Here is a 21,238-nt window from a genome sequence, read left to right as displayed (position 1 = left end):
CTGCTGCCCCATCATGTGATAGGTGGGGTTCATGGATCGCACTCGTTACAGCTGCTATGATGAATGAGATCGAAAACTGAAATCCCCCACTAGAATTGTTGACTGGAGTCAAAATGAATAAAAAGCGGCCGGTTAATCTTGATATTCGAACCATTCAGCTTCCTCTCACGGCGCTTACATCGATTCTGCACCGGATTTCAGGAATTATGCTCTTTATTTTTCTGGGACTGATACTGTATATGCTGAGCAAATCGTTGGAGTCAGAAAAGGGTTTTAATGAAGTCAAGGAGATTTTTTCTTCACCTTTCGGCAAAGTTAGTTTCTGGTTGGTATACTCTTCATTTATTTATCATCTCGTAGCCGGAATTCGACACCTAGTTATGGATGTGGGTGTTGGTCATACTTTGAAAGGCAGCAATCGCGCCTCTACTATTGTTTTAGTAGTGTCGGGTGTTTTAATGGTTGCTGGCGCCGTATGGATTTGGTAGCTGTGGAGTCGTAATGCGTATTTACAAGGACTAAAAGCGTCCTTTAAAGCTAACTTACGAAAGTATTTATAATCGACGGTTCACGCTTAAACGGTTGAATCCTTTCGGGCTTCCGAATAGCTGTTAGCTGAAAGCTATCATGAGCTAAGTTTTCTGTGCATCATCAAATGTGTTAATGGGAGCGCCATAGTACTAGGTACAAATATGGCTCTAGGACAATGTTAGATGTTTTGGATTTTGAGGCGGATCGCTCTTATCGAAGATCGTCTAATTCGCTCTGAAGCGCAGGTTTTTTGAAACTATCACCTGGTTGGCACACTGTGCGAATCAACATCAGATATGAGAAAGCCAATCAGGTGAACACTACCCTCGAGGGCTCATCTGTCCAGTTAAAGCCTCGAGTCTTTCTGGGTGCGCAAAAGACAAGAAGGTTATATGGGAAAATTATGAGGCCTGGATACCATGCGTCATGGGCGTGCCGATGCTGTGAGTGACAGAGCGAGAAGCAAGTGAAAGTCCCTGAAGTAGGGGCGGGATGCGCCCGAGTGGCATTTTTTGTCTTAAGGTAGATCGCGTAGCTGTTCTTCAGAATAATCTTCAGAGCGTTGACGACAGCCATCGCTGTGCATTCCTCAAGAATAGAATGTGTCGGAAGGGTGGCGTCATTGGTGTTAGTCATCGCTTAGGATTTCTCAATCTGGCTTACACGGGCGCCTGTACCGATATCCCCGCGGATGGCGACGTATCGATGTTGAATTCCTCGCCAGACGAAGTGCAATGAGCTGCGGCTATAGGCTTGCGCAGCCTTAGATAGCCGGCCGTCGCAGGCGCGCCGGTTGGCCGGGATCTTCTTCTGCCCGTCAGGTGTCCGGTCGGAACTCCAGCACGAACGCTACGACCTTTTCGGCGGACATTTCGCACGGCTTCAACAATGTCCTATCTGATGTAACGCGGAAGAGGTTGAAGCTGACAATGTCAGTCCCGTCCAACTCCCTGGCGAACAGACTGTTGCGACGTCCGTCCCCAGATCGCCGGACGATCAAGCTGAAACGCCGGCCTTCATAAGTCCCTTCTCTGTATCCCTCCGCAAGCTTCGCGAAAGCGGCATCGAACTCGGAATGCTCCATGTCATCCATCCTTATTGATAGAACAGAGGCGCGGCGGGTGCGAGACCGCCAGTGCCGGGTCGCGCTAAGGTGCCGGGCAGATTCCTGCAGCCGACGAGGCCCGGGGTGGGCAGGATAATTGAGATGTCGGCGCCCGCATGGCTATCAGCGAAGTCGTCCGTCCAGTCTGCTAGGCAACGTCCACGCCTTTCCAGAAAGCGATGTAATCCCGGATACCCTCGGCATCCGGAGTGGGGGCGGGATAGGTCCAAGCGGCGTTCACGTTGAGCGCGTCACCCGCGCGAACATGAAAGAAGCGCGCGGCGCCTTTGATCGGACAGACAGATGTGTGCGGGCTCATCTCAAGCAGGCTCAGGTCGACTCCTGACGGTGGGAAGTAGTGATTTCCCTCGACGATGACTGTTTCGTCGCTTGTGGCGATAGTAGTGTCTTTCCAGATGGCTGAGACCAACGGACTCTCCTTTTGTATTCATCAACCGGCGAAGGCTCGCGGGCTGGCTGCCCCAAGCCGCACCTCCTCAGGTGGCAGGCGGGTTGCGCCCGAGAAGTTTGTCGAGCTCGCCTCTGACATCGAGCGCGAATAGCTCATCGGAGCCACCGATAAGGGTGCCATTGATGAAGATCTGCGGCACGGAGCTTCGCCCCGACGCTTCCGCCATGGCCTGCCGGTGAGCCGGATCCGCCTCAATATCGAGCTCCTTCCATCGCACGCCCTTTTCCTTGAGGAGCGCCTTCGCTCGGCGGCAGAACGGGCACCAATTCGTGGTGTACAGCAATACATCAGTTGTCATATTGCATCTCCGGCAGTTGCACGCGGATCGCTGTCATGGCGTTGATCTCCAATTCGCGGCGTTCAAAGATGGCGACTGCACCTTGGCCGACATCGGAGCAGATGCTGACGATTGGCCGCTATCCAGGCGACATGGCCCAAAGTGCTTTCACCGCCAGGCAGAGGCCGCACGCGCCTCCTGTAGCGCCGAGCCGATGCTCTAAGGTAACCGAGCCTCGATTGGGACGGAAGCGGTCCCGCTCGAATCGCCCATCATGCTGGTCGAGCATATCAGGACGACGGATAGTGCAGGAACTTTCAAATTGAGCTTGATGTCGAGCCAGGTATCGCGAGCGAAGGCGTTCTAGAGGCCGGGGGGTACGAAGACTGTGTTCGGCAAAACGGTTCACGTTGATCGCCAAAGCTTCCCAGGGCGCACGTCTACGATCGGCGCGACGTGAGATAGCTCGCGCCGCTAGCCCCCGTAGCGCTCCGTCTTGATGATGGAGGCGTCCAAGCCCGCCAGCAGCGCGCTATCGGTTGCGATGTTGACGAATCCGTTAGACCCGCAGACGAACACTTGCGTCGGCTTTCCCTGAAGCCTGGTTAGAATTTCTTGGACCATCATGCCGTCGATCCGTCGCGCAAAGTCCGATGCGCGAACCGGTTTCTCGCGCGTAATCGCGAGCGCCAGGACGAACGCCGGATCGCTGATTTCGATGCAATGAAGTTCTTCTGAGAAGAGAACGTCCTCGGCGGTTCGTGCGGACAGGAGCAACGCTGTCGGAACGGCTTGGGCCAATGCGCGGCGCTGCCGGATCATTGCCATCAACGGCACGAGGCCGGAGCCTCCCCCGATCAAGGGGTCGTTTGCGGGAGGGGGCGGAATCCTACGCTAAGGCTTTGGCCAGCGATATTCTCCGGTGAGATTGATGTGTTCCCATCCGAGCGGCGAAACATGGGCCAAGAGATCGGGCGATAGCAGCTTTCCATCGCGTTTCTGGTTTGCAACGACCTCGCCGAGCTTCATGGTGTTCCAGAAGATGATGATGGCGGCGAGCAGATTCATGCCGGCGATGCGGTAATGCTGGCCTTCGGCGGAACGGTCGCGGATTTCACCGCGGCGGTGGAAGCTGATTGCCCGCTTCAGCGCATGATGAGCTTCGCCTTTGTTGAGCCCGATCTGGGCACGCCGTTGGAGTTCGGCATCCAGAATCCAGTCGATCATGAACAGGGTGCGCTCGACGCGACCGACTTCCCGCAGGGCTGTCGCGAGCTCGTTCTGCCGCGGATAGGAGGCGAGTTTCCGCAGAATCTGGCTTGGCGCGACGGTCCCGGCAGCAATGGTGGCGGCGATGCGCAGGATGTCGGGCCAATTGCGCTCGATCATGGCTTGGTTGACCTTTCCGCCGATCAACGCTCGCAGGTGCGCCGGGGCGGCCGACGGATTGAACGCGTAGAGCCGTTTGGATGGCAGGTCGCGGATGCGCGGAGCGAACCGGTAGCCGAGAATGGCACATGCGGCAAAGACGTGATCGGTGAAGCCGCCCGTGTCGGTGAACTGCTCGCGGATATGGCGTCCAGCATCGTTCATCAGCAGGCCATCGAGGATGTAAGGCGCTTCGCTTGCCGTTGCAGGAATCACCTGGGTTGCGAACGGCGCATATTGGTCGGAGACGTGGCTATAGGCTTTCAGGCCCGGGGTATTGCCATATTTCGCGTTGACCAGGTTCATGGCCTCACCTTGCTCTGTAGCGACGAAGAACTGTCCGTCGCTCGAAGCCGACGTGCCCATGCCCCAGAACCGGGCCATGGGTAACGCTGCCTGTGCCTCGACCACCATGGCCAGCGCCCGGTCATAGGCTTCGCCCTCGACCTGCCACCGTCCAATGCGGATCAATTCCCAGAAGGTGTGGGTGTTTGTCGCATCCGCCATTTTGCGCAAGCCGAGGTTGATCCCTTCCGCCAAGATAACGTTCATTAGCCCGATCCGGTCAGCGCAGGGTGCTCCTGTGCGCAGATGGGTGAACGCTTCGGTGAAGCCGGTCGCCGCATCCACCTCCAGCAGGAGATCGGTGATGCGCGTGGGCGGGATCTGCTTGTAGAGATCGAGCACCAGATCTTCGGCGCCTGTCGGCGCGGCGGCTTCGAGTTTCTCGATATGCAGAACGCCGTTTTCAATCGACCCGCCCGGGATCGTGCCTGCGCGAGCGGCACGGCCAAGCTCGCGCAACCGCATGTCGAGGCGAGCTTGCCGGTCTGCCAGCCATTCCTCCGGCCGCAATGGCACAGCGAGACGACCGCCTTCCGCGATGGATTGTGCCGGAACGAGTGCGTGTTTCAGATCGCCATAGCGCCGGGACCTAGTAAGCCAGACATCTCCGGAGCGGAACGCATCGCGCAGATGGAACAGCACCGCGATCTCCCATAGGCGAGCGTCGCCAGCCCTCTGGGCCCGAAGGTGGCGATGCCATTTCGAGCTGGGCCGCAAGAAGCTGGTCATCGCGGCATCGTTCAAACCGGTACGAAGGGCCGTCACCGCTTCCAGAAGCGGCAGTGCAACGGGCGCAGCTCGCAGATCGAGCAGGCGCAACATGCGTGGAGCGTATCGGCGGAAGCGGTGATAACCGTCGAGCACATGATTGAGCGGATCGTCGGCCATGGTGGCGGTCAGCCTGGTTGCCATTGCAACAAGGGTTTTTAAGCCGTCCCACCCTGACCCACTCGCGATGACATCGCCCAGCGGCTGGCCATCATCCTGTGCATCGACCAGGGCGCCCCCGATCTCGGCGAAGGATTTCAGGGTGTCACGCACCACCCCCGCTTCGTCTGCGACCTTTGCATGGCAAATACGCTCCGAAGCACGGTAGAGACGGCCGACGATCCGGTCGTGGGTTTCGACCACTGCGTCGGCCAACATCGCCTGCCATTCCGAGACGCAAACAGCCAAGATCGCAAGCCGCCTGTCCTCCAGGAGATCGCGCATGCCGTCGGCATAATACCGTTCACCCTGCCTGCGCAGACGAGTCACCCGATGGGCAGGAACGCCGGCAAGCAGATCCTCGGGGAGATCGATGCGTTGCAGATATTCGAGCCGGTCGAGCAGCCGGTTGGCCGACGAAGAGTTCGAGCCAGGCTCGAACTGGCGCAGCCACACAAAACGGGTCACCCGATCATCAGCCGTCTCCTCGAGCAATGCCAGCAACTGTTCTCGGATCGACATAGGCAGCCGACTGGCGATCCTCGTCTCGATGCGTCGCTCGGCATCGACGAGAGCCGCGGCACAAAGCCGCTCGATCGTGGATGTCGCGGGAAGGACAGTGCGGGTGCGTCGGCACTCGGCTACGAAGCGACGGGCGATATCCTCGTTCGACACCGCCATCTCGGCTTCTCGGAACAACCATTCCTTCAGCTCGCTCGCACCACGTCCGGAGAAGGTGCGGAAGCCGTAGAGCCCCCGTAACTCGGCAAGATGCTCGTGCCGTGTTTCCTCGCGGGCAGCATAGTCTACGAGATCGTCGGCACCCAGGCCAAGCTGCGCTCCGATAAATTCGATGACCTCTGCAGGGATCAGTTCGCCTGGAGCCAGCACCCGGCCGGGATAGCGCAGGACACACAATTGCAGGGCGAAGCCGAACCTGTTGTGAGCGCGCCGACGCAGCCTGATATGCCCAAGGTCTTCATCACTCAGCGTATAGTGCTTGAGCAAATCCGTCTGTGAAGTCGGCAAGCGCAACAGCGCGTCTTTCTGCCGATCGGTTAGAGTGACGCGACGCGGCATACATGTTCCTTTTTCAAAATCTGATAGCGTTCAAGACGCTTTGTTTATGAAGCTGGTTGAGATACATTTCCAGAGGTCAATGCAATCGTGGCCGAAGCGCCGCCTCAAACCAACGTTTGTGATACATGCTGATCGGATATGCCCGCGTCTCCAAAGCCGATGGCTCGCAGTCTCTCGACCTGCAGCACGACGCCTTGCGCGCCGCAGGTGTCGAACGGGACAATATCTATGATGATCTTGCTTCCGGCGGTCGTGATGATCGCCCTGGCTTGACTGCCTGCCTCAAGTCATTGCGTGACGGCGATGTGCTGGTGGTCTGGAAGCTCGATCGCCTCGGACGATCGCTTGCCCATCTGGTCAACACGGTGAAGGAGCTGTCAGACCGCAAGATCGGCCTGCGGGTTCTGACTGGAAAGGGCGCTCAGATCGACACCACGACTGCGTCCGGTCGCATGGTGTTCGGAATCTTCGCCACCTTGGCCGAGTTCGAGCGGGATCTGATCCGAGAGCGCACCATGGCGGGTCTCGCCTCCGCGAGAGCGCGCGGTCGCAAGGGCGGACGAAAATTCGCGCTCACCAAAGCTCAGGTGCGTCTCGCGCAAGCCGCCATGGCCCAGCGCGATACTTCAGTTTCCGATCTCTGCAAGGAACTCGGCATCGAGCGCGTCACTCTCTACCGATATGTCGGTCCCAAAGGCGAGCTCAGAGACCATGGAAAGCATGTTCTCGGACTTACGTAGCAACTCGTTTCTTTTCGCAGGTTGAGCCACCTCCGCGCTTCATCAGAAAACTGAAGGAACCTCCATTGAATCGAACTAATATTTTTTTTGGTGAATCGCATTCTGACTGGTTGCCTGTCAGAGGCGGAGAATCTGGTGATTTTGTTTTTCGACGTGGTGACGGGCATGCCTTCGCGAAAATCGCACCTGCTTCCCGCCGCGGTGAGCTCGCTGGAGAGCGTGACCGCCTCATTTGGCTCAAAGGTCGAGGTGTGGCTTGCCCCGAGGTGATCAACTGGCAGGAGGAACAGGAGGGTGCATGCTTGGTGATAACGGCAATTCCGGGAGTACCGGCGGCTGATCTGTCTGGAGCGGATTTGCTCAAAGCGTGGCCGTCAATGGGGCAGCAACTTGGCGCTGTTCACAGCCTATCGGTTGATCAATGTCCGTTTGAGCGCAGGCTGTCGCGAATGTTCGGACGCGCCGTTGATGTGGTGTCCCGCAATGCCGTCAATCCCGACTTCTTACCGGACGAGGACAAGAGTACGCCGCAGCTCGATCTTTTGGCTCGTGTCGAACGAGAGCTACCGGTGCGGCTCGACCAAGAGCGCACCGATATGGTTGTTTGCCATGGTGATCCCTGCATGCCGAACTTCATGGTGGACCCTAAAACTCTTCAATGCACGGGTCTGATCGACCTTGGGCGGCTCGGAACAGCAGATCGCTATGCCGATTTGGCACTCATGATTGCTAACGCCGAAGAGAACTGGGCAGCGCCAGATGAAGCAGAGCGCGCCTTCGCTGTCCTATTCAATGTATTGGGGATCGAAGCCCCCGACCGCGAACGCCTTGCCTTCTATCTGCGATTGGACCCTCTGACTTGGGGTTGATGTTCATGCCGCCTGTTTTTCCTGCTCATTGGCACGTTTCGCAACCTGTTCTCATTGCGGACACCTTTTCCAGCCTCGTTTGGAAAGTTTCATTGCCAGACGGGACTCCTGCAATCGTCAAGGGATTGAAACCTATAGAAGACATTGCTGATGAACTGCGCGGGGCCGACTATCTGGTATGGCGCAATGGGAGGGGAGCAGTCCGGTTGCTCGGTCGTGAGAACAATCTGATGTTGCTCGAATATGCCGGGGAGCGAATGCTCTCTCACATCGTTGCCGAGCACGGCGACTACCAGGCGACCGAAATTGCAGCGGAACTAATGGCGAAGCTGTATGCCGCATCTGAGGAACCCCTGCCTTCTGCCCTTCTCCCGATCCGGGATCGCTTTGCAGCTTTGTTTCAGCGGGCGCGCGATGATCAAAACGCAGGTTGTCAAACTGACTACGTCCACGCGGCGATTATAGCCGATCAAATGATGAGCAATGCCTCGGAACTGCGTGGGCTACATGGCGATCTGCATCATGAAAACATCATGTTCTCCAGTCGCGGCTGGCTGGTGATAGATCCCGTCGGTCTGGTCGGTGAAGTGGGCTTTGGCGCCGCCAATATGTTCTACGATCCGGCTGACAGAGACGACCTTTGTCTCGATCCTAGACGCATTGCACAGATGGCGGACGCATTCTCTCGTGCGCTGGACGTCGATCCGCGTCGCCTGCTCGACCAGGCGTACGCTTATGGGTGCCTTTCCGCAGCTTGGAACGCGGATGGAGAAGAGGAGCAACGCGATCTAGCTATCGCGGCCGCGATCAAGCAGGTGCGACAGACGTCATACTAGATATCAAGCGACTTCTCCTATCCCCTGGGAACACATCAATCTTACCGGAGAATATCGTTGGCCAAAGCCTTAGCGTAGGATTTCGCCCTCTCCCGCAAACGACCCCATCAACAGAACCGGATCTATGGCAGGCTCAGGCCAAAGGAAATGGCCACCGAGCGGACCGCGAACTTCGATTTCGTCACCAATCGCCGCGATGTCGTGAAAAAACGGCGAAACTTCGGCATCCGGCATGCGCTCGATAGCTATCTCGACGATCGGGGTCGAAACTGCCGATGACGCGATCGAGTAGCTGCGCATTGCACTGTAGCCGTCGGGCGCGGTCAGCCGGATATCGACGTGCTGACCTGCGGTGTGCGCGAACGGCTTGCTCAACCGAAGGAAGAAGCTCTTGATACTCGGTGTTTGCTGGATGATGTCGTCGATCACGCATGATTGCCACGAACGGACTTGCGCTTCGTTTTCAGTCATGGGTGTATCGTTGTTCGCGCCACGGATCGCCGTAGATGTGATAGCCGTGCAGCTCCCAAAAGCCGGCCTCGTCACGCGTCGTGAATTGCAGCGCATTCACCCATTTGGCGGATTTCCAGAAGTAAAGGTGCGGCACTAGAAGACGCGCCGGCCCCCCATGATCGCGGGAAAGTGGCTTGCCCGCATAACTGAGGGCGACCATCGCTTTCCCGGAAAGCAGATCCGTCAGAGGGACGTTTGTCGAATAATTATCGTAGCAGTGCGCCAAGACGAAATCGGTAGGCCGATCAAGCTCTGCATCTGCAAGGATGTCTTCAATGAGTACACCCTCCCAAACGGTATCCAGTTTGGACCAAGAGGTGACGCAGTGAATATCCTTTGTCACCTGGGTCTTTGGTAGAGTGTTGAATTCGCCCCAATTCCACGTTTTGACGGGCTTCGGACCAATTTTGACTGTGAATTTCCAGTCGGAGGGCTCTACCCTCGGCGTAGGGCCGGCCGACAGAACAGGGAAATCCTCCACCAGATGCTGACCTGGCGGAATCCGATCGGACTGGTCGCCTGAACCGCGACCGGTGAAACCTCTGGTGACCATAGTGACCCCTCTTGCTCGATACGGCAGACCGAAGCCGGCCTTCATTTCAGTACTCTGCGTAAAGCATTTGCCCGCACATCCGCCGAATAAGCCAATCGACTAAAAATCAGATACAGATGCTCTATCATCGTAAAAAATCGCGTATCGAACATAGCGTCAGGCCAGCATGATTCCCAATACCCAATGGCTATAGGGTAGATAACCCCAAGGCTGCGTACGCTGATCTGCGGTATGCGGAGCGGAAGTTGCAGGTTCGCTCTCAAACGGATGGGCAGCGTGCAAAGCTCAAGGCTCACCAGCGCATGGTTGCCCAGTTCGCGCTCGCCGGCAGCTTGAGTATATTAAGGACGAAATGTCGATCTGATCTATTCTGGCTTCAGGAAATAGGGAAAATAAGGTCGGACGTTCGCGCACCGTCGCGACGCGCGATCATCCACTAAGCTTCTGTATCGGGGTTGGAGGATCAGATGAACGAGATCGAACGACAAGCGCCTGAGCTGCGGGTGCAAAAATGGATTGGCAAAGATGGGGAAAGTATCGCGCCGTTCAAACTGTCAGATATCGGGCCCGGCCCGAAAATCTTGTTTGCCTTCCAGCATTGGTGCCAAGGTTGCCATTTGCATGGGTTTCCGACGCTACAAAAGTTGCATGCAGCGTTGAGCTCAAAAGACGTGGGGTTCGCAGTGATCCAGACCGTCTTCGAAGGAACGCATGAGAATACCTTCGAGAAGTTGCGCGTGAACCAGCTCAAGTATGAGCTTCCTATCGTTTTCGGTCACGACGAGCAACCGACCGGCTCGCCGTTTCCAACCTTCATGGAAGACTACCGCACACGAGGAACTCCGTGGTTTACGGTTATCGACGCTGGCGGTAGCATTGTTTTCTCGGACTTCCATCTCGACGCGGAGCGACTAGTGAAGCAACTTGAGCAAGGTTAATCGTTGGAAGGTGGGCAATCATCCTGATTGCCACCCATCCCCTGATGCCCACTACAGGCGTTGCGCGCTGTAACTCTGTTGATCAGCGTGCGAAAACCCGGATCCGGATAGGAGGAGCGTCAACGATTGAATCAATCCGTTGGGAGAGGGCGGCTCCGCTCCGTCAGCTCGGCAATAGATAACCCATTCTCGCCGAGCAACTCTCTGATCCGATCGACGATATGAGCCCCTAGCGCCGCTGTCTTGGTCCCCCCCACAGATTCCCAAGATGCGAGTTCACACGCCGATACCTCGTGGTCAGCGCCGAAGTGCTTCTGTCGGTATGTCACCGCCGCCCTTCAATGATAAAGGCGCGGTAACGGGAACCGGCAAAGCGTTGAGCAGCGATGGTTTGGTAGGCGGGACTGTCATACCAGTCGCGAGCGGCCTGCATCGTCGGGAAACGCAAGATTACGGCCCCTTCGATGGGCGGCCCCTCCAAATGCTGGATCGCGCCATAAGCGGCGAGAAAGGTAACGTCGTGACCATCGAACGATGGTCCGACGCCTGCAGAATAGGTTGCGAGTGCATGTGGGTCGCTGGTTTCTTCCCGCGTAAAGACGACGAACGCTTCCATCATTAGGCCTCTCAAAGGTTGGATCTGTTGGCCATTACCACCGGTGATGGCCTCACAGTCGTCAGGCTGGCAACTGGAACCCGATTTTCATGAGTGCCTCGACGCACGCATCCTGATCCTGCTGATAGTTGCCTCCGGAGATGCCTATGCCGCCGATCAACTTCCCATCCTCCAGAATCGGATAACCGCCGCCGACAGCGACCATCCGAGGGCGATAGGCTAGCGGCGCCACTTTTGGATCGTTGGTCACATAGTCGTTCCAGACATGGGTCGGGAACCCAAACGAGGCGGAACTCCAGGCCTTGTCGATGGCAACATCGACGGTAAGGAACGGCGCATCGTCGGTGCGCTCGAACGCGCGCAGGTTACCGGTGGCGTCGACGACGGCGACGGCAGCCGGGATGCCGATGGCACGGGCCGCAGCGAGCGCCGCGTCGATGAGGGCGACTGCGGTTTCGCGGTTGATCGAGGCGGTGGCAATAGATTTGGTCATGGGATTCTCATCGCTGGGGCATAACCCGTTCGGCTTTTTGAGGTTGGACAAGATGTTTGGCGATCGCGGTCGTTAGAAGCCTTCGAGGACGATCTTGCCTTTAGCCGCGCCACTTTCGATCAGTGCATGCACCGTCTTCAGATTGGCGGCATTGATCGGCGACAGTCGCCGGGTCAGCGTCGTGCGGATTTTGCCGTCGTCAACCAGCGCTGCCATCGCATCCAGAATCTCGCCCTGCTCATTCATGTCGGGCGTGCCGTAGATCGACCGCGTGAACATCAGCTCGTGGTGGATCGACACCGCCTTGCGCTTGAAAACCATGATATCGAATGCCTTGGGATCGTCGATCAGTCCGAACCGTCCTTGTGGGGCGATCAGTTCGGCGATGTCGGCGACATGTTGCTCGGTATGTGTGGTCGAAAAGACGAAAGCGGGAGCACCGATGCCGAGTTCGGCGATCTGTGGCGCGAGCGGACGAGAATGGTCGATGACGTGGTGAGCTCCAAGCCCTCTTACCCACTCTTGGGTTTCCGGTCGAGAGGCTGTGGCGATGACGGTGAGGTCCGTGCGCTGTCGCGCGATCTGGACGGCGATCGACCCAACCCCGCCCGCGCCACCGATGATGAGGATCGCCTCCGCCGCACCGGGTACGGGCTTCGCCACGTCCAGGCGGTCGAACATCGCCTCCCAGGCCGTCAACGTCGTCAGCGGCAGCGCCGCCGCTTCCGCCCAGGAGAGCGACGCAGGTTTGTGACCGACAATCCGGGCGTCGACGAGATGGAACTCCGCATTGGTACCGGGCCGTGTGATCGATCCGGCATAATAGACCTCGTCGCCTAACTCGAACTGCGTGACGTCGGGGCCGACCTCGCGCACAATCCCGGCGGCATCCCATCCCAGCACCTTCCAATCGCCATCTGCCGGCGGCGTGCTGTTGCGGACCTTGTAGTCGACCGGGTTGACCGAGACGGCCTTCACCTCAACCAGGATATCGTATCCTGCAGCGACAGGCCGAGGCAGATTGATGTCGACCAGCGCGGCATCCGCGGCGATGGGTCCCGGAACCTTGTAACCAATGGCTTTCATAAATGTCTCCAGCTTGCTTGATCGGATGACGCGAATGCTCGTTAGTCAACTTCTTCTACATTGAGGTCCCGACTCTTGAACTGGGTCGCGGTAGCAGATTTCATCGAACACGTCGATCAACAGGCCCTTATGCTCGGTCGCCGGATCGGTGATCGCGTAGAGGGTGGAGGCGTTATCGCCATCATCACCGCTTCCGAGGCGAAACGCCGCGTCGACGCAGATGCCGCACGGACCGATGGTTGATCCTGGCTCGAGATCGACGAGATTGCTGTCCTTGACGCGCTATTCGCGGTCTTAGCCCTTGGCGATGAAGGACTGAACTGCTTGTAGAGCGTCGGTCAGCTGCTATGTCATGGACGCACCTTCATCTTGAGTTGGATTGGACAAGCTTCCGTATAAGGCCCGCTGTAACCGTCAGATGACGGCGAAGAAAACGATGGGCAGTATTCACAGCCACTTAGCCTTCTTGAAGCGCACAAATAGGAAAACGCACGATATCGCTATCACTCCGAGCACGACAAAGTATCCGTAGGCCGTGTCCAGCTCCGGCATGTGCTTAAAGTTCATGCCGTATATTCCAGCGATCGCCGTCGGGACTGCCAGTATTGCCGCCCAAGCCGCCAGCTGGCGGGTGATCACCCCCGTCCTTTGCGCTTCAAGAAGGCTGCTGGCCTCAAAGACCGTGGACAGGACAAGCAGGAGGCCGTCGACCATGGACTGCACGCGGTGGACATGGTCCGCGACGTCGTGGAAATATGGTGTCATTTCGGCGCTGATGCAGGGAAAGTGGCCGCGAACGAGCTTTCGCACCAGCTCGGCCATAGCCCCGAGCGTGCGCTGGAACCGCGTGAGTTCGGACCTTAGTTCGAAGATTCGCGCCACCTCTTCTGGCCCGAGGAAATCGTGCAGCGACCGTCGCTCCATCGCCAGGACGTCGTCCTCGATCATTTCGAAGATGGGCAGATACTGGTCGACCACGCGATGCAAGATCGCGTGCAGCACATAGTCGACACCCTTGCCGAACTGCGTCGGCGATGCCTCGAGTTGCTCCCGAAGTTTGCCCAGCGCTCCGGCATTGCCGTGCCGCACGGTGATAAGGTGATTGTGACCGGTGAAGATCGCCATCTTGCCGTAGCTGATCCGGTCGCCGACCAGCTCGGCGGTCTGCGCGACGACGTACAACTCATCGTTGTAGACCTCGAGCTTGGGCGGGCACAGCGGGTGCATCGCGTTGTCGATCGCCAACGGATGAAGATTATATGTCCTTTGGATCGCGAGTAGTTCCTCGGGGGTGGGTTCGCTAAGCGCGATCCAGCAGAAGCCCGAGCGACTCTCGCCCAACTTGACGTGCTCATCGAGCGCGATTTCGCGAACTCGCTTGCCTTCGTTGTAATAATAGGCGGCGATGATGCTCATGCTGGCCTCGCGGGAATGTGGAGGCCACGCTGGACGGCCGGTCGAGCCAGCCCGCGTCCAAGCCATGCGCGGACGTTCGAAAAGCTGCTGAGGCCAAGGATGTCACCCGCAGCGTAGAATTCCACCAGCGCATTCACCCAGCCGAGCGTCGCGATGTCCGCGATCGAATAGTCGTCGACGATCCAGTCGCGGCCTTCCAGCCGGCGATCCAGAATCCCCAGCAGACGCGTGGATTCGTCGATAAAGCGCTGTTGCGGCCGCTTGTCCTCATAGTCCTTGCCGCCAAATCGCAGGAAGAAGCCGAGCTGACCGAACATCGGCCCGATGGCCGACATCTGAAAGAACACCCACGCTAGGGTCTCGTAACGCTGGCCTGGTTCGGTGGAGATGAACTGACCCGTCTTGTCGGCCAGATAGAGGAGGATCGCACCGGATTCCCATAAGGCGATGGGTCTACCGTCAGGGCCAGCCGGATCGATGATCGCCGGTATGCGTCCGTTCGGGTTCAGCGACACGAACGCCGGATCCTTCGACTCGTTGTTCGAGATGTCGATCAGGTGGGGCTCGTACGCCAGGCCAGTCTCCTCAAGCATGATCGAGACCTTGACGCCATTGGGCGTAGGGGCTGCGTAGAGTTGCAGGCGATCGGGATGAGATGCCGGCCAGCGCTGCGTGATCGGAAAGGACGAGAGGTCTGGCATAAATTTGCGATCCTGGTGTTGCGATGGCGACTGACTGGAACGAGCCGTCACTCTGAAGTAGGGTTCGATGACCGCGTCGCTGAACGACGCGGTCACGAAGATTGCGGACCGGATCGGCGCAGTGGCAACGGCAGTGAAGCCTATTCCGCCGCGGTCCCGGCCGCTGGCTGTACGTCGTCAACCTTTTGGCGCTTCGGAAGCACCCAGCCGGGACGGACGAAGTGGCAGGTGTAGCCGCCCGGGCGCTTCTCCAGATAATCCTGGTGATCGGGCTCGGCCTCCCAGAACTCGCCGACCGGCTGGACCTCGGTCACCACTTTGCCATCCCACAGCCCCGAGGCATCCACATCGGCGATCGTATCCTCGGCGACGCGCTTCTGCTCCTCGTCGACATAATAGATGCCCGACCGGTAGGAGAGCCCACGATCATTGCCCTGGCGGTTCAGCGTCGTCGGATCGTGGATCTGGAAGAAGAATTCCAGGATGTTCCGGTAGCTCGTCACTGTCGGGTCGAAGACAATCTCGATCCCCTCGGCATGCGTGCCGTGATTACGATACGTGGCGTTCGGAATATCGCCGCCCGTGTAACCCACACGGGTCGAGATGATGCCGGGCCGCTTGCGGATCAGATCCTGCATGCCCCAGAAACATCCTCCTGCGAGAACAGCGCGCTGATGCATGTTAAGCCTCCTCTACTTGATCGAGATATTCACCGTATCCCTCGGACTCCATCTCGTCGCGCGGGATGAAGCGAAGGGACGCTGAGTTGATGCAGTACCGCAGACCGCCGCGGTCGGAAGGACCATCGGGGAACACATGGCCGAGATGACTGTCTGCGTGTACTGACCTGACCTCCGTCCGGACCATGCCGTGTGCGCTGTCCCGCACCTCGTTCACGTTTGCCGAAACGATCGGCTTGGTGAAGCTGGGCCAGCCAGTACCCGAATCGAACTTGTCCGTCGAAGCGAACAGTGGCTCTCCCGACACTATGTCGACGTAGATGCCAGGCTCCTTGTTGTCGTTGTACTCGCCCGTGAAGGGCCTTTCGGTGCCCGCCTCCTGGGTAATTCGGTGTTGCTCGGGAGTCAGGTGGTCGATTGCTGTCTGTGACTTTTCAAACTTCATTACAGTCTCCAATACTTATCTAGAGGGCCAGGCACGCTACCGCTAATTTTTTATGTCTCCTGATTTGCTCCTACAATGGTAGTGGGATGGCAAACGAGGTTTTACTAAGTGTTGGAAAATTAGAGATTTAAATTTCGCGTCTATTAGTTCTAGCGCAACTGAGTGGTTAAGCAAGTACGTAATCAGTAAATATTAAAAAAATAACACAAAAGCACGATTATATAATACAGTGTCAGTGTTTTATGATAATCAACAACGCCTGTCAAGGCAATCGCATGAAGCTCACCTGAGACCTAATAGTTCAGCCCGATAATCATCAGAGGTTGCAGCAATCAGCCTTCGTGCCTTGATGCCACCCTTGCGCTTGACCGGATCCAACCGGATCAAATTCAATGTAAGTTGCTTGAGAACGGCCATGTTGTGGGCAGCATGCCCGGTTCGGATCCGCATCTGATCGTCACCAAAAATGACATCCATGCACCAGTGGACGCGGTTCTCCACGCCCCAGTGCGCCCTGATGGCATGTGCGATGCGCTCTGCATCCGGAGCAAGACTGCTGATGTAGTAACGGCGCTCCAGGCTGGTCTGGTTGCCCACAGTCCGCTCGGACTCCAGCATCACGAAAGTGCGCAGTCCTGGCCAGCGTTCTGGCTGTGGCAGGCACTGGAGTTGGTCGAAAACATGGCAGCGACGAACCTCCAGCCGGCCATGGTCCTTCTCGACATGCTCGAAGTGCGCATGGGGTACCCGGGCAGGATCGCCGTCCAAAAAGGTGTCAGCGAAGTCATCGATCGCTTCGGCCAGCTTCGGCTGGTTTCCCTTGATGGCCAGCAGATAGTGCGCCCCGCGATCGAGAATGGCCTGTGCAATGTCCGGCTGGGTACCCATGGCATCGATCGTCACGGTGCAGCCCTCAAGCGCCAGTGTGGCCAGCAGCTCAGGAATGGCGGTCTTCTCGTTGGACTTCTGGGAGGTCGCCCTCTGCCCGAGAATCAGCCCTGAATCAGCCGCAAAAGCGCTGACCAGGTGCAACGGGGCCGTGTTTTTCTTGCCGGAGCGGCGACTGGTCTTGCCGTCTAGGGCAACCACTTGCGGAGAAAGGGCCGGTAGGATCGCCGCAACCCAACAGCGGAAGGCCTGCTCGAACTCCTCTGGATCGATCAGGCTGAATAGCCGTCCAAAGGTGTCGTGTGAGGGAATGCCGTGGGGTAGTTTCAGAATACGGCGGAACCAGTCCAGCCGCTGCTCAGCCCAGAGTTCGATTTCGATGAAGGTGTCAGCGCCGGCAAGCACGCCGCAGATAGCCACGACCAGTGTTTCGACCAGGTCGTGACGAATCTTGCCCTGCTGACGGGGATCATTGATGGCGACCAGAACATCGGAGATTGGTATGTGATGCGACATTGCAGGGCATCCTGAGTAGAGAGGCGCTCAGGATGCCCGCTGGGAAAGGACTCATTCAAATCGGCAGGCGTTCATGCGATTGCCCTGCAACGCCTGTTTAGATGCTGGTAGATGCGAATTTTTTGGCGTACAGTCAAAATTTTCTGATGGTTGCTTAGTGTGTTGGCGCTGATGGAAAATTGACCCACCCTGCCGATTGAAATTTGACCCAGGGCGGATTGCTGATTTTGTTACCAGCAACTGTGGATAAGTCTACCAGCGCAGCTGCTGTTGCCCCCACTCCTTCGCTAGCCCAGTTCAGTTGTTTAAGACCTGCCACACGCAGCCATGTAGCAGGCCGTCGTCGCCATGAAATCAGAACGGCTCATCGTCCTCCGGTTCCTGGCCGCCCTTACGCTTTCGCTCCCGTGATTTGATCTTGGCCTGGGCCGCCAAGCTACTGTGTTGCAGGCGATAGGACTCGTTACCGGTTTCGACGATGTGGCAGTGGTGGGTCAGCCGATCCAGCAGGGCGGTGGTCATCTTGGCGTCGCCGAACACGCTCGACCATTCGGCGAAGCTCAGGTTGGTGGTGATCACCACGCTGGTGTGTTCGTACAGCTTGGATAGCAGGTGAAACAGCAACGCACCGCCGGCCTGGCTGAAGGGCAGATAACCCAGTTCGTCGAGGATGACCAGATCCATGCGCAGCAGAGCTTGGGCGATCCGCCCGGCTTTGCCGTCGTGCTTTTCGCGCTCCAGCAGATTGACCAGATCGACCGTGGAGTAGAAGCGCACGCGCTTGCCGTGCCGGGTGATGCCGGACACGGCCAGCGCAGTGGCCAGGTGGGTTTTACCGGTGCCAGGCCCACCGATCAGCACCACGTTCTGCGCGGTGTCGGTAAAGGCCAGACTGGCCAGTTCGCTGATCAAACGAGCGTCTGCGCTGGAGGCGCTGAAGTCGAAGCCGGCCAGGTCGCGGTGCATCGGCAGCTTGGCCATGTTCATCTGGTGGCTCACCGAGCGCATGGCGCGATCTGTGTGCTCTTGTTCCAGCAGGTGTTCGAGCAGCCACTTGGACGAGGCTGTGTTCGACTCACCCTGCGCAGTCAACTCCGCCCAGGCCGTGGCCATGCCGTGCAGGCGCAGCTCCTTGAGTTCCGCCATCAAATCACGCATGACCGATCTCCTCGGTCTGGCCACGCAGGCGGTCGTAGCGCGCCGTGTTAGCGACGGGGGCTTCCTTGAGCGACAAGTGGGTTTCGACGCTGGGTGGTGGTTCGGTCGCGGCCAGGCGCGCCACGACATTGAGGATGTGTTCGGCGCTCAGGCTGCCGCTTTCCAGTACCAGCTCAACAGCCACCAGCACCGCATCGAGCCCGGCGACCGGTACGGCAGCCAGAACTTGCGCCATGATCCGGTCACCGCCGGCATGACGCCCCAGACCGTGCTTAAGCTGACGCAGCGGCGCCGGCAGATCAGCAAAGGGCGCGCCGTTGCGCAGCGCACCGGGCTTGCGTTCGATCAGCGGGAGGTAGTGCTGCCAGTCATAGCTGACCTGGTCGCGATCCAGCAAGCGGACATGGCTGGCGATCAGCGCGTCGTCAGCCACCACCTCGATTCGCGTCGGATACAAACGGCTGCTGACCCACTTACCCGCATACTCACACGGCACCGAGTAGCGGTTGCGCCCGACGCTGACCAGGCAGGTGCTGGAGACCCGCGCAGGCCGCTCGACGTAACCGTCGAATGGCGCTGGCACAGGCATCAGTTCAGCGCGCTCCAACTCCAGCACTTCGGCCACACTCAGCCCGCTGTATTGAGGGTGCGTCAGCTCGTTCCAAAGCGCGCGGCAGCGCTGGCCCAGCCAGGCATTGAGTTCCTCGAAGGAGTGAAACTGGCAGTCCTGGGCGTCTAGCCAGATACGCCTGCGGCTGTCTTGCACGTTCTTTTCAACGATGCCCTTTTCCCAACCAGCGGCGACGTTGCAGAAGTCCGGATCGAACAGGTAATGCGCGCACATCACCGCAAAGCGCGCATTCACCGCCCGGCCTTTGCCCTTATTGACCTTGTCGACGGCGGTCTTCATGTTGTCGTAGATGCCCCGGCGCGGCACGCCGCCCAAGGAGCCGAACGAGCGTGTATGGGCGTCAAATAACATCTCATGGCCCTGGCTCGGATACGCCACAAGCCAGAACGCACGGCTGGCACACAGCTTCAGATGTGCCACCTGCATACGCCGGTAAATGCCGCCGACCAGCAAGCCTTCCTCGCTCCAGTCAAACTGAAACGCCTCGCCAAGAGCAAAGGTCAGCGGCACAAAGGCCTGCGACGCCTTGCCCTGTCCCCCTCGCCAGGCACGGATAAACGCGGTGAGCTGGCTGTAGCCACCGTCATAACCTTCGGCTTTGATTTGCGCCAACAGCGCCTTGGCACTGCGCCGCTGTTGCTTGGGCCGCAGCGAATCGGCTTTTAGCGCCTGCTCCAGCGTGGCGTGAAAAGGGCTGAGTTTGTTGAAGATCGCGCGGCGTTGGTAGACCGGCGGCTTGGCCTCAGGTGCTCTGACCCACTTGCGAATCGTGTTGCGCGCCAACCCGGTGCGCTTGGCTATCTCATGCAGCGACAGCTTGTCGCGGAAATACATCCGGCGAATTTTGCCCATCATTTCCATACTGATCACCCTGTGTTCTCCTGCTCAAAAATTGAGCAGAAGCAGTTGAACACCTGGGTCAGTTTTCAGTCGGCAGAACAGCCTCTACTGGGTCAGTTTTCGGTCAGCGGCAACATTTGAGACAAAAAAAGCCCCGCGTTGCGGGGCCTTGGTGTCACTTTCAGAAGGCGACAGCACGAAATATCAAAAGTCGACCGCACGGTCTTTTCTGACGTTGGAGTCGCCTCAGAAAACGGAAAATAAAGCACGCTAAGGCGTAGTTCCCTCGGGCTACACCGCGTCCGCACTGCGCGGTTCTTTCTTCCCTTGCAGTGACGCAATCAGCGGGCAGGAAACGTTCCCCTTCCGCGCATGGCAGGCGCACACCAAATCAGACAGCACGGCCTCCATGCGCGCCAGGTCAGCCATCCTCTCGCGCACGTCCTTGAGCTTGTGCTCGGCCAGGCTGCTGGCTTCCTCGCAATGGGTGCCATCCTCCAGCCGCAGCAGCTCGGCGATCTCATCCAGGCTGAAGCCCAACCGCTGGGCTGATTTCACGAAGCGCACCCGCGTTACATCCGTCTCGCCATAGCGGCGAATGCTGCCGTAAGGCTTGTCCGGTTCCGGGAGCAAGCCCTTGCGCTGATAGAACCGGATGGTCTCCACATTGACCCCGGCCGTCCTGGCGAAAACGCCAATGGTCAGGTTCTCCAAATTGTTTTCCATATCGCTTGACTCCGTACATAACTACGGAAGTAAGCTTAAGCTATCCAATTCAGATTCGAAAGGACAAACGTATGTCTGAACCTCAAAACGGGCGCGGCGCGCTCTTCACTGGCGGGCTGGCCGCCATCCTCGCCTCGGCTTGCTGCCTCGGGCCGCTGGTTCTGATCGCCTTGGGGTTCAGCGGCGCTTGGATCGGCAACTTGACGGTGTTGGAACCCTATCGCCCCATCTTTATCGGCGTGGCGCTGGTGGCGTTGTTCTTCGCCTGGCGGCGCATCTACCGGCCGTCAGCCGCCTGCAAACCGGGTGAGGTTTGCGCGATTCCCCAAGTGCGAGCTACTTACAAGCTCATTTTCTGGGGCGTGGCCGTGCTGGTTTTGGTCGCGCTCGGATTTCCCTACGTCGTGCCATTTTTCTATTGATCACAG

Annotated in this window: 25 protein-coding genes; 7 read left to right on the top strand and 18 right to left on the bottom strand. The window is 58.2% G+C overall.

Annotated elements, in window-relative coordinates; all coding sequences use genetic code 11:
- Positions 1–113: 113 nt before the first annotated feature.
- Entirely contained in the window at positions 114–488 is a 375-nt protein-coding gene (gene sdhC / locus ACTORR_RS13720; RefSeq protein WP_005005993.1) for a succinate dehydrogenase, cytochrome b556 subunit, read from the top strand.
- Between the two features lie 860 nt (positions 489–1,348).
- Here sdhC and ACTORR_RS13715 read toward each other — a convergent pair.
- From ACTORR_RS13715 to ACTORR_RS13695, 5 genes are all read right to left on the bottom strand, one after another.
- A complete protein-coding gene (locus ACTORR_RS13715; RefSeq protein ID WP_003464988.1) occupies positions 1,349–1,615 on the bottom strand; it encodes a hypothetical protein in 267 nt (88 codons plus the stop codon).
- 169 nt (positions 1,616–1,784) lie between these two features.
- Complete coding sequence (locus tag ACTORR_RS13710) at positions 1,785–2,066, bottom strand: DUF427 domain-containing protein (RefSeq protein ID WP_003464986.1); 282 nt, start codon at positions 2,064–2,066, stop codon at positions 1,785–1,787.
- A 67-nt stretch (positions 2,067–2,133) separates the two neighbouring features.
- On the bottom strand, positions 2,134–2,406 hold the full coding sequence (gene grxC, locus ACTORR_RS13705) for a glutaredoxin 3 (RefSeq protein ID WP_005005995.1): 273 nt from the start codon (positions 2,404–2,406) through the stop codon (positions 2,134–2,136).
- A 453-nt stretch (positions 2,407–2,859) separates the two neighbouring features.
- Positions 2,860–3,246, bottom strand: coding sequence for a hypothetical protein (locus ACTORR_RS13700; RefSeq protein ID WP_441343678.1), 387 nt, complete (start codon positions 3,244–3,246; stop codon positions 2,860–2,862).
- Between the two features lie 33 nt (positions 3,247–3,279).
- Entirely contained in the window at positions 3,280–6,165 is a 2,886-nt protein-coding gene (locus tag ACTORR_RS13695; protein ID WP_441343677.1) for a Tn3 family transposase, read from the bottom strand.
- 125 nt (positions 6,166–6,290) lie between these two features.
- On the opposite strand from ACTORR_RS13695, the gene ACTORR_RS13690 reads away from it, so the two are divergent.
- The 3 genes from ACTORR_RS13690 (at position 6,291) to ACTORR_RS13680 (ending at position 8,610) form a co-directional block, all read left to right on the top strand.
- A complete protein-coding gene (locus tag ACTORR_RS13690; protein WP_000904906.1) occupies positions 6,291–6,905 on the top strand; it encodes a recombinase family protein in 615 nt (204 codons plus the stop codon).
- A gap of 65 nt (positions 6,906–6,970) precedes the next feature.
- Complete coding sequence (aph(3'')-Ib, locus tag ACTORR_RS13685; RefSeq protein WP_001082319.1) at positions 6,971–7,774, top strand: aminoglycoside O-phosphotransferase APH(3'')-Ib; 804 nt, start codon at positions 6,971–6,973, stop codon at positions 7,772–7,774.
- Entirely contained in the window at positions 7,774–8,610 is an 837-nt protein-coding gene (locus ACTORR_RS13680; RefSeq protein WP_000480968.1) for an aminoglycoside O-phosphotransferase APH(6)-Id, read from the top strand. Before aph(3'')-Ib ends, ACTORR_RS13680 begins: the two co-directional genes overlap by 1 nt.
- Positions 8,611–8,679: 69 nt before the next feature.
- On the opposite strand, the gene ACTORR_RS13675 is transcribed toward ACTORR_RS13680, so the two are convergent.
- Complete coding sequence (locus tag ACTORR_RS13675; RefSeq protein ID WP_441343676.1) at positions 8,680–9,081, bottom strand: FAD-binding oxidoreductase; 402 nt, start codon at positions 9,079–9,081, stop codon at positions 8,680–8,682.
- The gene (locus tag ACTORR_RS13670; protein WP_002118288.1) at positions 9,074–9,721 is read right to left on the bottom strand and encodes a sulfite oxidase-like oxidoreductase; all 648 of its coding nucleotides are present in this window, start codon (positions 9,719–9,721) and stop codon (positions 9,074–9,076) included. The genes ACTORR_RS13675 and ACTORR_RS13670 overlap by 8 nt, the downstream gene beginning before the upstream one ends.
- A gap of 422 nt (positions 9,722–10,143) precedes the next feature.
- Between ACTORR_RS13670 and ACTORR_RS13665 the strand changes: the two genes are divergently transcribed.
- The gene (locus tag ACTORR_RS13665) at positions 10,144–10,614 is read left to right on the top strand and encodes a TlpA family protein disulfide reductase (protein ID WP_003464979.1); all 471 of its coding nucleotides are present in this window, start codon (positions 10,144–10,146) and stop codon (positions 10,612–10,614) included.
- Between the two features lie 325 nt (positions 10,615–10,939).
- Here ACTORR_RS13665 and ACTORR_RS13660 read toward each other — a convergent pair whose 3' ends face one another.
- The 3 genes from ACTORR_RS13660 to ACTORR_RS13650 form a co-directional block, all read right to left on the bottom strand.
- Positions 10,940–11,233, bottom strand: coding sequence for a DUF1330 domain-containing protein (locus tag ACTORR_RS13660; RefSeq protein ID WP_010591688.1), 294 nt, complete (start codon positions 11,231–11,233; stop codon positions 10,940–10,942).
- A gap of 58 nt (positions 11,234–11,291) precedes the next feature.
- On the bottom strand, positions 11,292–11,723 hold the full coding sequence (locus ACTORR_RS13655; RefSeq protein ID WP_005006001.1) for a GlcG/HbpS family heme-binding protein: 432 nt from the start codon (positions 11,721–11,723) through the stop codon (positions 11,292–11,294).
- A gap of 72 nt (positions 11,724–11,795) precedes the next feature.
- The gene (locus ACTORR_RS13650) at positions 11,796–12,809 is read right to left on the bottom strand and encodes a zinc-binding alcohol dehydrogenase family protein (protein WP_002118279.1); all 1,014 of its coding nucleotides are present in this window, start codon (positions 12,807–12,809) and stop codon (positions 11,796–11,798) included.
- A 75-nt stretch (positions 12,810–12,884) separates the two neighbouring features.
- Here ACTORR_RS13650 and ACTORR_RS13645 point away from each other — a divergent pair, with 75 nt between their 5' ends.
- Positions 12,885–13,052, top strand: a complete 168-nt coding sequence (locus ACTORR_RS13645) for a hypothetical protein (protein WP_016487060.1) — start codon at positions 12,885–12,887, stop codon at positions 13,050–13,052.
- 204 nt (positions 13,053–13,256) lie between these two features.
- Here the strand turns inward: ACTORR_RS13645 and ACTORR_RS13640 are convergent, their stop codons facing one another.
- From ACTORR_RS13640 to merR, 8 genes are all read right to left on the bottom strand, one after another.
- Positions 13,257–14,225, bottom strand: a complete 969-nt coding sequence (locus ACTORR_RS13640) for a magnesium and cobalt transport protein CorA (RefSeq protein ID WP_003464971.1) — start codon at positions 14,223–14,225, stop codon at positions 13,257–13,259.
- Positions 14,222–14,926: a glutathione S-transferase N-terminal domain-containing protein gene (locus ACTORR_RS13635; RefSeq protein ID WP_003464969.1), complete on the bottom strand. Its 705-nt coding sequence runs from the start codon at positions 14,924–14,926 to the stop codon at positions 14,222–14,224. Before ACTORR_RS13635 ends, ACTORR_RS13640 begins: the two co-directional genes overlap by 4 nt.
- A 140-nt stretch (positions 14,927–15,066) precedes the next feature.
- Positions 15,067–15,606 (bottom strand): peptide-methionine (S)-S-oxide reductase MsrA, encoded by a 540-nt coding sequence (gene msrA / locus ACTORR_RS13630; RefSeq protein WP_003464967.1) that lies wholly within the window; start codon positions 15,604–15,606, stop codon positions 15,067–15,069.
- Between the two features lies 1 nt (position 15,607).
- On the bottom strand, positions 15,608–16,051 hold the full coding sequence (msrB, locus tag ACTORR_RS13625) for a peptide-methionine (R)-S-oxide reductase MsrB (RefSeq protein WP_003464965.1): 444 nt from the start codon (positions 16,049–16,051) through the stop codon (positions 15,608–15,610).
- Positions 16,052–16,333: 282 nt separating this feature from the next.
- A complete protein-coding gene (locus tag ACTORR_RS13620) occupies positions 16,334–17,455 on the bottom strand; it encodes an ISAs1-like element ISPa60 family transposase (protein WP_010455375.1) in 1,122 nt (373 codons plus the stop codon).
- Between the two features lie 354 nt (positions 17,456–17,809).
- Complete coding sequence (gene istB, locus ACTORR_RS13615) at positions 17,810–18,613, bottom strand: IS21-like element ISPst3 family helper ATPase IstB (RefSeq protein ID WP_010454871.1); 804 nt, start codon at positions 18,611–18,613, stop codon at positions 17,810–17,812.
- Positions 18,606–20,105 carry an IS21-like element ISPst3 family transposase gene (istA, locus tag ACTORR_RS13610; RefSeq protein WP_024012635.1) on the bottom strand — a complete coding sequence of 500 codons (1,500 nt, stop codon included), beginning with the start codon at positions 20,103–20,105 and terminating at the stop codon, positions 18,606–18,608. Before istA ends, istB begins: the two co-directional genes overlap by 8 nt.
- Positions 20,106–20,375: 270 nt before the next feature.
- Positions 20,376–20,810 carry an Hg(II)-responsive transcriptional regulator gene (gene merR, locus ACTORR_RS13605; RefSeq protein ID WP_000429838.1) on the bottom strand — a complete coding sequence of 145 codons (435 nt, stop codon included), beginning with the start codon at positions 20,808–20,810 and terminating at the stop codon, positions 20,376–20,378.
- Between the two features lie 71 nt (positions 20,811–20,881).
- Here merR and merT point away from each other — a divergent pair, with 71 nt between their 5' ends.
- Positions 20,882–21,232, top strand: a complete 351-nt coding sequence (gene merT, locus ACTORR_RS13600; protein ID WP_001294667.1) for a mercuric ion transporter MerT — start codon at positions 20,882–20,884, stop codon at positions 21,230–21,232.
- The last annotated feature ends 6 nt before the right edge of the window (positions 21,233–21,238 follow it).

The sequence above is a fragment of the Pseudomonas sp. SAR267 genome (assembly GCF_052077595.1).
Taxonomy (GTDB): domain Bacteria; phylum Pseudomonadota; class Gammaproteobacteria; order Pseudomonadales; family Pseudomonadaceae; genus Aquipseudomonas; species Aquipseudomonas vlassakiae.
The sequence above is the reverse complement of the archived record's forward strand: the minus strand, read 5'-3'. Positions and strand labels throughout refer to the sequence as shown.

Coding starts and splice junctions, on each gene's coding strand:
- sdhC (WP_005005993.1), top strand. CDS start 114: ATGAATAAAAAGCGGCCGGTTAATCTTGATATTCGAACCATTCAGCTT.
- ACTORR_RS13715 (WP_003464988.1), bottom strand. CDS start 1,615: ATGGAGCATTCCGAGTTCGATGCCGCTTTCGCGAAGCTTGCGGAGGGA.
- grxC (WP_005005995.1), bottom strand. CDS start 2,406: ATGACAACTGATGTATTGCTGTACACCACGAATTGGTGCCCGTTCTGC.
- ACTORR_RS13695 (WP_441343677.1), bottom strand. CDS start 6,165: ATGCCGCGTCGCGTCACTCTAACCGATCGGCAGAAAGACGCGCTGTTG.
- ACTORR_RS13690 (WP_000904906.1), top strand. CDS start 6,291: ATGCTGATCGGATATGCCCGCGTCTCCAAAGCCGATGGCTCGCAGTCT.
- ACTORR_RS13680 (WP_000480968.1), top strand. CDS start 7,774: ATGTTCATGCCGCCTGTTTTTCCTGCTCATTGGCACGTTTCGCAACCT.
- ACTORR_RS13675 (WP_441343676.1), bottom strand. CDS start 9,081: ATGACTGAAAACGAAGCGCAAGTCCGTTCGTGGCAATCATGCGTGATC.
- ACTORR_RS13670 (WP_002118288.1), bottom strand. CDS start 9,721: ATGAAGGCCGGCTTCGGTCTGCCGTATCGAGCAAGAGGGGTCACTATG.
- ACTORR_RS13665 (WP_003464979.1), top strand. CDS start 10,144: ATGAACGAGATCGAACGACAAGCGCCTGAGCTGCGGGTGCAAAAATGG.
- ACTORR_RS13660 (WP_010591688.1), bottom strand. CDS start 11,233: ATGATGGAAGCGTTCGTCGTCTTTACGCGGGAAGAAACCAGCGACCCA.
- ACTORR_RS13655 (WP_005006001.1), bottom strand. CDS start 11,723: ATGACCAAATCTATTGCCACCGCCTCGATCAACCGCGAAACCGCAGTC.
- ACTORR_RS13650 (WP_002118279.1), bottom strand. CDS start 12,809: ATGAAAGCCATTGGTTACAAGGTTCCGGGACCCATCGCCGCGGATGCC.
- ACTORR_RS13640 (WP_003464971.1), bottom strand. CDS start 14,225: ATGAGCATCATCGCCGCCTATTATTACAACGAAGGCAAGCGAGTTCGC.
- ACTORR_RS13635 (WP_003464969.1), bottom strand. CDS start 14,926: ATGCCAGACCTCTCGTCCTTTCCGATCACGCAGCGCTGGCCGGCATCT.
- msrA (WP_003464967.1), bottom strand. CDS start 15,606: ATGCATCAGCGCGCTGTTCTCGCAGGAGGATGTTTCTGGGGCATGCAG.
- msrB (WP_003464965.1), bottom strand. CDS start 16,051: ATGAAGTTTGAAAAGTCACAGACAGCAATCGACCACCTGACTCCCGAG.
- ACTORR_RS13620 (WP_010455375.1), bottom strand. CDS start 17,455: ATGTCGCATCACATACCAATCTCCGATGTTCTGGTCGCCATCAATGAT.
- istB (WP_010454871.1), bottom strand. CDS start 18,613: ATGCGTGATTTGATGGCGGAACTCAAGGAGCTGCGCCTGCACGGCATG.
- istA (WP_024012635.1), bottom strand. CDS start 20,105: ATGGAAATGATGGGCAAAATTCGCCGGATGTATTTCCGCGACAAGCTG.
- merR (WP_000429838.1), bottom strand. CDS start 20,810: ATGGAAAACAATTTGGAGAACCTGACCATTGGCGTTTTCGCCAGGACG.
- merT (WP_001294667.1), top strand. CDS start 20,882: ATGTCTGAACCTCAAAACGGGCGCGGCGCGCTCTTCACTGGCGGGCTG.